The following is an 11,663-nucleotide window of genomic DNA, read 5'->3' on the forward strand; positions in this document are numbered from 1 at the left end:
TTGCCGTTGCCAAGAAATCCAAGAAACAGCCGCTCATCTGACCGAGGCGCGCTGTCTCGTCAGGTGGGCTGACGAGACAGAAGGCGCCAGGTATCCCTGCCACCACTTCCACTCTTCGCCCTGCTGACGCTGACTTTCGGTCAACATCAGGAGTTTTTGCATGTCGAATTTCCGTGGTATCTGGATCGCCCTCGTCACGCCAATGCGCGCCAATGAAATCGACTTCCCAGGCCTGGAAAAGCTGGTGAAGAAGCTGCTCGAAGACGGTGTGGCCGGTTTTGTGGTGTGCGGTACCACGGGTGAGGCGGCGGCGTTGTCCAAGGCCGAGCAACTGGCGCTGCTGGATGCCGTGCTGGCCTGGGTGGAGCCGGGCAGGGTGGTGATGGGCCTGTCAGGTTACAACCTGCGTGAGTTGCTGGCCTTCCAGGCTGAAATCCAGCAGCGTGACATTGGCGGGCTGCTGGTGCCCGCACCTTGCTATATCCGCCCTTCGCAGGCCGGCATCGAAGCCTTCTTCGCCACCGTGGCCGATGCCGCCAGCGTGCCAGTGATCGTCTACGACATTCCCTACCGCACTGGCGTACGCATCGAGCGTGAAACCCTGCGCCGTATCGTGCGCCATCCACGCATTGCGGCGGTGAAAGACTGTGGCGGTGACAACGAGACGACCATGGCCCTGATCGAGGACGGCCACGCTCAGGTGCTGGCCGGTGAAGACCTGCAGATCTTCAATAACCTGTGCCTGGGTGGGGCTGGCGCCATTTCGGCCTCCGCGCATGTGCGCGCCGACCTGTACGTACGCATGGTGCAGCAGGTCGACAGCGGCGACTGGGCCGCCGCGCGTGGTACGTTCTACCAGTTGCTGCCCTGGATCAAGGTGGCCTTTGCCGAGCCCAACCCGGCCGTGGTCAAGGCGGCATTGCAGCTGCAAAGCCTGATTGCAGACGAGCTGCGCGAGCCCATGCAGACGTGCACGAATACCACCCGAGACAAGCTGCAAAGCGTGCTGTGTTCACTCGGCGCCTGAAGCGGCAACGGTTGATGGCGGGTTGACAAGCCGCCACACCCGGCATATACCGTTGGTTGTCAGGAGCCGCGCATCAATGGCGATGTCGCGGCCTCCACACCGAACCCAAAAGAGCAAATGAGCTCTCTCCGCATGCGGAGAGGGCTTTTTTTCGTCCCTGAAAAATAACAACAAGAGGTGGTCAACATGCGTCATGGTGATATATCCAGCAGCAATGACACCGTCGGCGTCGCCGTGGTCAACTATAAGATGCCGCGCCTGCATACCCGCGATGAAGTGCTCGAAAACGCCAGAAAAATCGCTGACATCATTGTCGGCATGAAGCAGGGGCTGCCGGGCATGGATCTGGTGATTTTTCCGGAGTACAGCCTGCAGGGCATCATGTATGACCCGGCCGAAATGATGGAAACCGCCGTGGCCATACCCGGCGTGGAAACTGAAGTGTTCGCCCAGGCCTGCCGCAAGGCCAATGTCTGGGGCGTGTTTTCGCTGACCGGCGAGCGCCATGAAGAGCACCCGCGCAAATCCCCCTATAACACCCTGGTGCTGATCGACAACAACGGCGAGATCGTGCAGAAGTACCGCAAGATCATCCCCTGGTGTCCGATCGAGGGCTGGTACCCGGGCGACCAGACCTACGTTGCCGATGGCCCCAAGGGCCTGAAGATCAGCATGATCATCTGCGATGACGGCAACTACCCGGAAATCTGGCGCGATTGCGCCATGAAAGGCGCCGAGCTGATCGTGCGCTGCCAGGGTTACATGTACCCGGCCAAGGACCAGCAGGTGCTTATGGCCAAGGCCATGGCGTGGGCTAACAACTGCTATGTTGCAGTGGCCAACGCCGCGGGCTTCGATGGTGTGTATTCCTACTTCGGTCACTCGGCGATCATCGGTTTCGATGGCCGTACACTCGGCGAGTGCGGTGAAGAGGAGATGGGTATCCAGTACGCTCAGCTGTCGATCTCGCAAATTCGCGATGCGCGGCAGAACGACCAGTCGCAAAACCACCTGTACAAGATCCTGCACCGTGGCTACAGCGGTATGCATTTGTCTGGCGACGGCGACCGCGGCATTGCCGAATGCCCATTCGAGTTCTATCGCACCTGGGTGCTGGATGCCGAGAAGGCCCGCGAGAACGTCGAGGCCCTGACCCGGCGCACCTCGGGGGTGGCGCAGTGCCCGGTCGGCAGTCTTCCCTACGATGCCAAGGAAAAGGAAGCCCGCTGACGGGCTTGCCCAGCGTGCCTGCGGGCACGCTGTTTCACAAAGTGAGGGGAAGACCATGCCGTTCCTGAACGACCTGCTGGAGCAGACGCGTCGCGATGCGTCCTCCAGCGCTGCACTGAATGCCGAAAACTGCCACACCCGGGCAATCGTCGAGACCCACCAGCGTAGCGAAGACACCCTGCAGTCGCGCTTCCGCTTCGATGTCGCTGCCGTCATGCAGGTAGTACGCAACGAAGTACTGGGCCAGGACGAAGCCTTGCAGGCCATCGAAGATGTACTCACGGTGGTGCGGGCGGATATTCTCGACCCGCGCCGGCCGCTGTTCACCGCACTGTTCCTCGGCCCGACCGGGGTCGGCAAGACCGAGGTCGTGCGTGCCTTGGCCCGCGCCCTGCACGGTGATGCCGATGCCTTCTGCCGGGTCGACATGAACACGCTGGCCCAGGAGCACTACGCCGCTGCTCTTACCGGCGCGCCACCGGGCTATGCTGGCGCCAAGGAGGGTCGCACGCTGTTTGACCAGGCGCTGCTGGACGGGAGCCAGGGGCGTCCTGGGATCGTTCTGTTCGATGAGCTGGAAAAGGCCAGCAAGGAGGTGTCCCAGGCGCTGCTCAATGTGTTCGACAATGGCCTGCTGCGCTTGGCCTCCGGTGAAAAGAGCTTCAATTTCCGTAACACGCTGGTGTTCATGACCAGCAACCTGGCGGCAGACGAAATACGCCAGCACCGGCTGGGCCCGCTGGCGCCGCTACGGCGTCTGCTTGGTCTGCAGGCAGGGCGCCGCGAGCGTTTGCTGGGGCTGGTGCGGCGGCGCCTGGTGAAGCGTTTTTCTGCCGAGTTTGTCAACCGCATCGACAGCACTGTGGTGTTCAATGCCATCGAACAGGAGGTGAGCGAGCGCATCATTGAACTGGAGGTGTCGCGCCTGAACCGGCGTCTTGCCAAGCATCACTGCCGCCTGCAGCTGGATGCGGCGGTGGTTGGCAAGCTGGCCAGCGAAGGCCATGACCTGGAGTTTGGCGCGCGTGCGCTCAAGCGCTTTATCCGCCATGAGCTGGAAGTGCCACTGGCCGAGTACCTGCTCGGTAACCGCATCCCATGCCGGGCAGAAGTGACGTGCATGACGGTGGCCGGCCACCTCGAGCACGGGCGCATCCGTTTTTCGTTGCCGACATGACGGTTGTCACAGGACGGTGTGATGAGTAGACAAGACAGGCAATTGAAGGTGGGCTTGCTGTTCGCCGAAACCGGCGTTACCGCAGCCATTGAACGCTCGCAGCGCTGTGGCGCGCTGCTGGCGGTAGAACAGGTTAACCGCGAGGGGGGAGTGCTCGGCCAGCCGGTTCTGACCTTGGTCGGCGACCCCGGAGGCGACCCGGACCGTTATCGCAACCTGTGTGACGACTATGTGCGCAACCACGGCGTGCGCCTGATGCTCGGCTGCTACATGTCCCACACCCGCAAAGCCGTGATGCCCGTCATCGAGCGCGCCGATGGCTTGCTGTTCTATCCCACGCCCTACGAGGGCTTCGAGTACTCGCCCAATATCATCTACGGCGGGCCGGCACCCAACCAGAACAGCGCGCCGCTGGCGGCATACCTGACACGTCATTACGGCGCCAGGGTCGCCTTCGTCGGTTCCGACTATATCTACCCGCGCGAAAGCAACCATGTCATGCGCCACCTGTACAAGCAGCATGGCGGCGAAGTGGTGGAAGAAGCCTACATGCCCCTGTACCCCTCGGCCGATGACCTGGCCCTGGTGGTCGAGCGGGTGGTGCGTTCTGCCCCCGACGTGGTGTTTTCGACCGTGGTCGGTACGGGGACGGCAAGCTTCTACCAAGCAATGGCGCAGCGCTATGGCAATGGCCCTCGGCCGCCGATCGCCAGCTTGACTACCAGCGAGGCAGAAATTGCCGAAATGGGGGCCGAGGTGGCTCACGGCAACATTGTCGTGGCACCGTACTTCACCAGCGTCGAGTCACCGCAAAGCAACGCATTCGTGAGTCAGTGCCGTGCGTTCTTTCCGGCCGATGTGCGCATCACTGCCTGGGCCGAGGCGGCGTATTGCCAGATGCGCATGCTGTGCCAGGCGGTGAATGCCACCGGCAGCCTGGAGGTGGAGGTAATCCGCAATCACCTGTACCACACGAGCATGGATAGCCCCCAGGGCAGGGTGCAGGTGGAGCAGCAGAACAACCACTCGCACCTGTTTTCACGTATCGGCGAGATCGATGCAAGCGGGCAGATCTGCATCAAATGGCAGTCGCCTACCACCATCCGCCCTGACCCCTATGTGGTGGTTCACAACCTGGACGACTGGACTGCGAGCATGATGGGAGGCGGCCCTTCATGAGTACGTCGAATATCCTGAACACGCTGCGTGAACTGCACGTGGGCATTGTTTGTCCGCCCAGTGAAATCACTGATGCCCTGGTGTTGCAACTGATGCGCATCGGCTGCTCGGTGAAGCAGTGCTGGCCACCGCCCAAGGCGTTCGACACCCACACTGACCTGGTGTTTTGCGGTGTGTTCGAAGGCCGTCACCATGCCGAGCTGGGCAGGCTGCTGGCCCAGGGCGGCGTACGCCTGACCGCCATTGCATTGGTGGAGTACGAAAGCCCGACCATTCTTTCGCAAATCCTGGAGCTGGGGTGTCACGGCGTGATGGTGCTGCCTCTGGACAACCACAAGGTGCTTCCTGCGTTGGTGTGCGCCAGAAGCAACAGCGAAGCCCAGGCCCGCTTGATGCAGAAGAATGCCCAGTTGCAGGAGCGTCTGGAGCACCAGGCCGACATCAACAAGGCCAAGGTCCTGCTGATGGCGGCCCAGGGCTGGCAGGAGCCTGAAGCTCATGCCTACTTGTCGAAAGAGGCGATGAAACAGCGGCTGTCGATGCTGGAAATGGCAAGAAAAACCCTAAAACAATTCGAATGAGAAGAGGTTGCCATGTTGTACGGACTGGTTCTGCTGTATGTGGGTGCAGTGTTGTTCATCAACAGCATCTGGCTGATGGGGCGTATCACCGACCGTGAAGTGGCGGTGATCAACCTGTTTGTCGGTTTGCTCAGCCTGTTGGTGGCGGTCTACCTGATCTTCGTGGTGGGCTCGGCCGAAGGCATCAAGGCCGGTGCCTTGACCCTCCTGTTCGCCTTTACCTACCTGTGGGTGGCCGCCAACCAGGTGCTGCAGGTAGATGGACGCGGGCTAGGCTGGTTCTGCCTGTTCGTCAGCGTGACGGCGCTGGTGGTGACAGTCAGTTCCATCCCTGGCGCCGAAGGGCTGTTGAAGGTGTGGGATGTACTGAACTGGGCGGCGTGGACGGTGTTGTGGTTCAGCTTTTTCCTGTTGCTGGCGCTGGCCAGGAAGATCCAGCGTCTGGTGGCGGCAATGACCTTGCTGTGCGCGATCTTCACAGCCTGGGTGCCTGGGTTGTTGATCCTGTGGCAGCAGATGGGCTGACGGCCATGCGCCCGCTGTGGAGCAGCCTTGCGCTGCTTACGGCAGGCGCTTTTCCATCGGCTGATACACCAGCCCGGCAAACTCACCCACGTCGCCTGCCAGGGTGAATCCGTAGCGTTGGTAGGCGGGTACAGAAGACAGTGATGCCTTTACCGTCACCACCTCAGCGCTGGCATGCTCCAGTGCTGCGTTCATCAGGCGCTTGCCTATACCCTGACGTTGCAGGCCTGGTGCAATGAACAGCATCGCAACGTGGCGGCCTTCCTTGAGCTCGATCAGCCCCGCGATAGCACCTTCGACAAAACACGCCAGCATAAGGTTGCCACCTTGCATGCGCTCGGCAAACGCCTGGGGTGCCGACACCTGGGTAAAGGTCTCGATACCTTGCGCCGACAGCGTGGGCGCGACTGCCTGCATGAAGGCATCCATGCACAAGGCGCAGGCCTGGGGGAGGTCGTCAGGGGTGAGCGTGCGTACTTGCATGGTAATCGTCCTTGTATGGTTTCCTTCTGCTGCCAACTTTAACCTGTTACGGGTTCAAGGGCCGAGCCTTGAGGCGTTAACCCAAAGCACACAGCGCGTGCTTTGATTGGCGGCATCAAGCTGCCGTGGCAGCGCCCGGCTTGCGCTCGCCAATCAGGATGTCTTCGAAGAATGCCCCGACAGGTTCGGTAGGGTGGCACAGCTGTATCTCCAGCACCCACACCACCTCGCTCGGGACAATCTCCACCTCGGCCAGCTTGTCCTGGCCATACAACACATGCGGGAAGTCGGCGATGCGATGCCCGGCCAGGTTGCGCTCCAGCTGCCAACCTTTGGCCTGGGCACTGCGCTCGGCGAAGTCGTACAGTTCACGCCCGGTCAACCCGCGGCCCCAGGCCTGGCGGGTCTCGTCGAACACTTCATGCAGTGCCTTCACGCAGGCGTGGTGCAGGGCGTGCTGGCCAAACACGAACGTATCGCCATAGTCACCTTCATAGCCATCCCATACCGGGCCAACGTCGACCACGACGATGTCCGTGGCGCGTAGCGCACGTTGAAGGTCAATGCCTTGCCGTGGCGTACGCACGGTATCGTCACCAAAACGGATGTAGGTGGGGTGCCAGGTGTGTGAGGCGCCCATCGCCTGCAGGGTATGCGCGGCCATCTCCAGGGCCTGGGCAGTGGTCATGCCGACCTGCAGTTGGCTGGCAATGGCAGCCACGGCCCGCACCGACTGTTCGCGGGCCGCGAGCATGCCGTCCAGCGAATAACGCGGGCCGACCTTTTCCAGCTCAGGGTGCAGTGTGCTGGCTGCTGAAGCCTGCGTTGTCAGTGCACCACTGGCGACAAAGGCCTCGGCCACAAAACGATGGGGCTGTACCCCTGCCGCAAGGCATTGCTCGCGAGTCTGGCTGATCATATTGGCATTGCCACAGGCGTAGACCTGGGCTTCGCCCCAGCGATGCGTCTGGCTGAGCGCCACCTGCTGTATACGGGCCTGGGCCGAGAGTACCGGTTGCCAGCGGAAGTGCGGGTGCACGCTGCTGGACACATCGAGAAATTCGCGATCATAAAAATCCGCCGGCGAAGAGCCGCCCCAGTACAGCGTGACGTCGGCATCGCCGGCCAAGGCCGTCAGCAGCAGCGGCTTGATGCCGGCGTAACCTGTGCCGGTGGCGAAAAGGATCAGCGGGCGTTGGTCATCGTGCTGCCAGGTACAGGCGCCCAGCGGGCCTTCGAGCTTTACCGTTGCACCTGCTTGCAGGGTGGGCAGCAAACCTTCGGTGAACAGCCCACCGCTGACCTTGCGAATGTGAAACACCAGTTGCCCTTGTTCCCGGGCAGGCAGGTTGGCAATGGAGAAACAGCGGCTGTCGCCGTTGTCCAGCTGGAACCGCATGTACTGGCCCGCCCGCACCTCCAGCGGCTGAGCAGGCTGCAACACCAGCTCGACGATATCTGCGCTCAGCGCGCGCTTGCCAACAACCTGTGCCTGGGTTTCCAGTGCCGGGGCGTCCAGTGACCAGCCGGGTATTTCCAGGCGCATGTCGCTGCAGGCGTGGCTCTGGCACAGCAACATCTCGTCGGCGGCCAAGGGGTAGGAAGGCGGCGGTGTGTCCGCATCCCGCTGCTTGTCCTGATGCTGCCCTGAGACCACCTTGACCTTGCAGGAGCCGCAGGCGCCGCGGCGGCATGAAAAGGGTACCGGCAGGCCGCTGGCGAGCATGGCATCGAGCAGCAGCTCCTGGCTGGCTTCGAAGGTTTTGCCCGAGGGCGACAATTCAATGACGTGGCGGCTTTGCATGAGCACCTCGGGGCAAATGGAGGTTCGATTGTTGCTATAGTCCAGGACCAGCAGAACCCCCAGTTTTGGATATTTCATATGGTCCAGCTTCGTAAATGGCAGCCACTGCTCAGGCTCGATGGGGCACAGGCTTCGTACCGACAGATCGTCGAAGGGCTGGTGGCCGCAATCAGCGAGGGTCGCCTGCGCCCTGGCACGCCGTTGCCGGGCACGCGGGAGATGGCGCAATTGCTGAACGTCAATCGCAAGACCGTGATCCTTGCTTATGAGGAAGCCGAAACCAAAGGCTGGCTGCAAAGCGTGCAACGCCGGGGCACCTTCGTCAGCCAGCAGCTGGCGCCTGGCACAGCGGCCGTTTCCGGTGCCGTGCGGCCTTTTGCCCTGGCGCTGCCAGAGGAACCTGCCGTTGCCTACTTCAAGGCGAACGAACAGGCTGTAGCGCAGCAAGGGCGGCCGGGGGCCTTGTTCTTCGACAACGGCGCCTGTGACCATCGCCTGCTGCCACAGGCTGTACTGCATCGCTATTACCGCAATGCCTTGCGCAGCAGCTTCACCAGCAACAGCGTGCGCCACGGCAGCGAGTGCAGCAGCCGCAATCTGCGCAGCGCCCTGGCCGACATGCTGCGGCACAACCGCAGCCTGAACGTTGGCGCCGAGCATATCTGCCTGACCCAGGGGGTGCAGATGTCACTATCCCTGGTGGCCAGTGTGTTGCTCAAGCCGGGTGACGTTGTGCTGGTCGAGCGCCTGAGTTACCCCCCTGCCTGGGAGATCTTCCGTCAGCTGGGTGCCCGCCTGGTGACCGTGGAGCTGGACCATGAGGGTTGCCGGGTCGACCAGCTCGATGCCCTGTGCCGGCAGCACAAGGTGCGGATGATGTACATAACGCCCCATCACCAGTTCCCGACCACGGTCAGCCTGCCAGCCGGGCGCAGGCAACAGCTGCTGGAGCTGGCGCGCCAGCATGCCTTTTGCGTGGTCGAAGAAGATTACGACTACGAATACCACTTTGCCGGGCGGCCCTATCTGCCTTTGGCCAGCGACCGCCAGCAGCGGCACGTGATTTACATTGGCTCACTGTCCAAGCCTTTGGGCAGCACGTTCCGTTGCAGCTATATCGTGGCACCGGTGGAAGTGACAACCGTGCTGGAACGCAGGGCGATGCTGACCCTGGGGCAGGGCGATGCAGTCATGCAGCAGATGTTGGCGGACCTGATCAATGATGGGGAGCTGAAGAAGCACTTGCGCCGGGTCAACCGCGAGTACCGGCGCCGGCGTGAGACCTTGTTGGGGTGTTTGCGCGATGCGTTCGGTGAGCAGATCAGCGTGCAGGCGCCAGAAGGTGGTCTGGCGCTGTGGGTGAGGTTTGCCGATGGGATCAACGTGGATCAGTTGGTCGACCAAGCGCTGGAACGGGACCTGGTGGTGCGCAGTGGGCGGCAGTTTTCACCGTTTGGCCATGCCGAGAATGCCTTGCGCCTGGGGTTTGCTTCGCTGGATGCGGATGAGATCCGGCAGGCGACCCAACGCCTGGCAGACGCAGCGAAAGCGATTGGCAAGGCGCGGTAGCGGATGGCACGGGCTTCGCCCGTGTTCGCGGGCAAGCCCGCTCCCACAGTGATCGCGCTGGCCTCAGGATTTATGCAAAAGGGTTATGCCCTCAAGGGTTTCGAGGCCTCTGGGTCTCAACGCATTCCGTTCGGTTACCGCACATAACCGCATCGCGGCGCCTCAAGCCTGCGCCAGTACCTCCGATAGCAGCACACCCACCCTCGAATCATCGATCAGAAGTGGTGCCAACAAGGAGTACTGCCCGCATGCTTGCCAACCTGAAAATTCGCACCGGAATGTTCTGGGTGTTGTCGCTGTTCAGCCTGACCTTGCTGTTTTCGACCGCCAGTGCCTGGTGGGCCGCCTTGGGTAGCGACCAGCAGATCACTGAACTGGACCAGACTGCGCACCAGTCGGACCGGTTGAACAATGCGTTGCTGATGGCGATTCGTTCCAGCGCCAACGTGTCTTCGGGTTTTATCGAGCAGTTGGGTGGCCATGACGAGAGTGCAGGCAAACGGATGGCGCTGTCGGTGGAGCTGAACAACAAGAGCCAGGCGCTGGTCGACGAATTTGTCGAAAACGCCCGCGAACCCGCCCTTCGCGGGTTGGCAACCGAGCTGCAGGCTACCTTTGCCGAATACGCCAAGGCGGTGGCTGGGCAGCGTGAAGCGACCCGCCAGCGTTCGCTGGAGCAGTATTTCAAGGTCAACAGCGATGCCGGTAATGCCATGGGGCGGTTGCAAACCCTGCGCCAGCAGCTGGTGACCACACTGAGCGAACGTGGCCAGCAAATCATGCTCGAGTCCGACCGGCGTCTGGCCCGGGCACAATTGCTGAGCCTGTGCCTGCTGGGCGTGACCGTGGTGCTGGCGGTGCTGTGCTGGGCGTTCATTGCCCAGCGTGTGTTGCACCCCCTGCGTGAAGCCGGTGGGCATTTCCGGCGCATTGCCAGTGGCGACCTGAGTGTGCCGGTGCAAGGGCAGGGCAACAACGAGATCGGCCAACTGTTCCATGAGCTGCAGCGCATGCAGCAGAGCCAGCGCGACACCCTTGGGCAGATCAACAACTGTGCCCGGCAGCTGGACGCCGCCGCCACGGCGTTGAACGCGGTCACCGAGGAAAGCGCCAACAACCTGCGTCAGCAGGGGCAGGAGCTGGAGCAGGCCGCGACTGCCGTGACCGAAATGACCACGGCAGTGGAGGAGGTTGCGCGCAACGCGATCACCACCTCGCAAACCACCAGTGAATCCAACCAGCTGGCCGCGCAAAGCCGCCGGCAAGTCAGCGAAAATATCGACGGCACCGAAGCCATGACCCGCGAAATCCAGACCAGCAGTGCGCACCTGCAGCAGTTGGTGGGGCAGGTGCGGGACATCGGCAAGGTGCTGGAAGTGATCCGCTCGGTGTCCGAGCAGACCAACCTGCTGGCGCTCAATGCTGCCATCGAGGCGGCCCGTGCCGGTGAGGCCGGGCGCGGCTTTGCGGTGGTGGCGGATGAGGTGCGCACACTGGCCTACCGCACGCAACAGTCGACCCAGGAAATCGAGCAGATGATCGGCAGCGTGCAGGCGGGGACCGAAGCTGCGGTGGCTTCCATGCAGGCCAGCACCAACCGCGCCCAGTCGACACTGGACGTGACCCTGGCCTCGGGGCAAGTGCTGGAGGGCATCTACAGTGCGATCGGCGAAATCAACGAGCGCAATCTGGTCATTGCCAGTGCGGCCGAAGAGCAGGCTCAGGTGGCGCGGGAAGTAGACCGCAACTTGCTGAACATCCGCGAACTGTCCAACCATTCCGCTGCGGGTGCGCAGCAGACCAGCGAGGCGAGCAAGGCGTTGTCGGGGCTGGTGGGGGAGATGACGGCGTTGGTGGGGCGGTTCAAGGTTTGAGGCGCTGCGCCTGCGTGGAACATTAAGATAAGGTTAAACTTATTTAAAGTTCCCCTTGCGGGTTGACTTCGATACTACGCTTGAATAAAGTTCGACCGCCCCGAGCGCGGGGCCTTTTTTCCCTTCACTGAAGAATTCAATGGACACAGTATCTAGTCGCTGTCTGACCCTTGCCGAATGGCCGGGTCAGGCACTTGAACCGGAACACCGGTCC

Annotated in this window: 10 protein-coding genes; 8 read left to right on the forward strand and 2 right to left on the reverse strand. The window is 61.9% G+C overall.

All coding sequences use genetic code 11. The features are described from left to right. The first annotated feature begins 160 nt into the window (after positions 1 to 160). The 6 genes from dapA to V7787_RS28695 all read left to right on the forward strand — a co-directional run bounded on the left by dapA (position 161) and on the right by V7787_RS28695 (position 5,719). Positions 161 to 1,027 carry a 4-hydroxy-tetrahydrodipicolinate synthase gene (gene dapA / locus V7787_RS28670; RefSeq protein ID WP_020191213.1) on the forward strand — a complete coding sequence of 289 codons (867 nt, stop codon included), beginning with the start codon at positions 161 to 163 and terminating at the stop codon, positions 1,025 to 1,027. A gap of 186 nt (positions 1,028 to 1,213) precedes the next feature. Continuing rightward, positions 1,214 to 2,257 carry an aliphatic amidase gene (locus V7787_RS28675; protein WP_012052052.1) on the forward strand — a complete coding sequence of 348 codons (1,044 nt, stop codon included), beginning with the start codon at positions 1,214 to 1,216 and terminating at the stop codon, positions 2,255 to 2,257. Between the two features lie 55 nt (positions 2,258 to 2,312). Next, positions 2,313 to 3,434, forward strand: a complete 1,122-nt coding sequence (locus V7787_RS28680; protein WP_064491575.1) for an AAA family ATPase — start codon at positions 2,313 to 2,315, stop codon at positions 3,432 to 3,434. 21 nt (positions 3,435 to 3,455) lie between these two features. Beyond that, a complete protein-coding gene (locus V7787_RS28685; protein WP_064491576.1) occupies positions 3,456 to 4,613 on the forward strand; it encodes a transporter substrate-binding domain-containing protein in 1,158 nt (385 codons plus the stop codon). Then, entirely contained in the window at positions 4,610 to 5,194 is a 585-nt protein-coding gene (locus tag V7787_RS28690; RefSeq protein ID WP_064491577.1) for an ANTAR domain-containing response regulator, read from the forward strand. Before V7787_RS28685 ends, V7787_RS28690 begins: the two co-directional genes overlap by 4 nt. Before the next feature lie 12 nt (positions 5,195 to 5,206). Further along, the gene (locus tag V7787_RS28695) at positions 5,207 to 5,719 is read left to right on the forward strand and encodes an AmiS/UreI family transporter (RefSeq protein ID WP_012052056.1); all 513 of its coding nucleotides are present in this window, start codon (positions 5,207 to 5,209) and stop codon (positions 5,717 to 5,719) included. Between the two features lie 36 nt (positions 5,720 to 5,755). On the opposite strand, the gene V7787_RS28700 is transcribed toward V7787_RS28695, so the two are convergent. Both V7787_RS28700 and V7787_RS28705 read right to left on the reverse strand, forming a co-directional pair. Further along, positions 5,756 to 6,202 carry a GNAT family N-acetyltransferase gene (locus tag V7787_RS28700; RefSeq protein WP_336090761.1) on the reverse strand — a complete coding sequence of 149 codons (447 nt, stop codon included), beginning with the start codon at positions 6,200 to 6,202 and terminating at the stop codon, positions 5,756 to 5,758. Positions 6,203 to 6,317: 115 nt separating this feature from the next. Beyond that, positions 6,318 to 8,084: an NAD(P)H dependent flavin oxidoreductase family protein gene (locus V7787_RS28705; RefSeq protein ID WP_336090763.1), complete on the reverse strand. Its 1,767-nt coding sequence runs from the start codon at positions 8,082 to 8,084 to the stop codon at positions 6,318 to 6,320. Between V7787_RS28705 and pdxR the strand changes: the two genes are divergently transcribed. Together pdxR and V7787_RS28715 are read left to right on the forward strand one after the other, a co-directional pair. Next, positions 8,085 to 9,575, forward strand: coding sequence for a MocR-like pyridoxine biosynthesis transcription factor PdxR (pdxR, locus tag V7787_RS28710; protein WP_064491580.1), 1,491 nt, complete (start codon positions 8,085 to 8,087; stop codon positions 9,573 to 9,575). It abuts the gene before it with no gap. A gap of 248 nt (positions 9,576 to 9,823) precedes the next feature. Further along, the gene (locus V7787_RS28715) at positions 9,824 to 11,449 is read left to right on the forward strand and encodes a methyl-accepting chemotaxis protein (RefSeq protein ID WP_020192192.1); all 1,626 of its coding nucleotides are present in this window, start codon (positions 9,824 to 9,826) and stop codon (positions 11,447 to 11,449) included. Positions 11,450 to 11,663: the final 214 nt, after the last annotated feature.

The sequence above is a fragment of the Pseudomonas sp. CGJS7 genome (assembly GCF_036961695.1).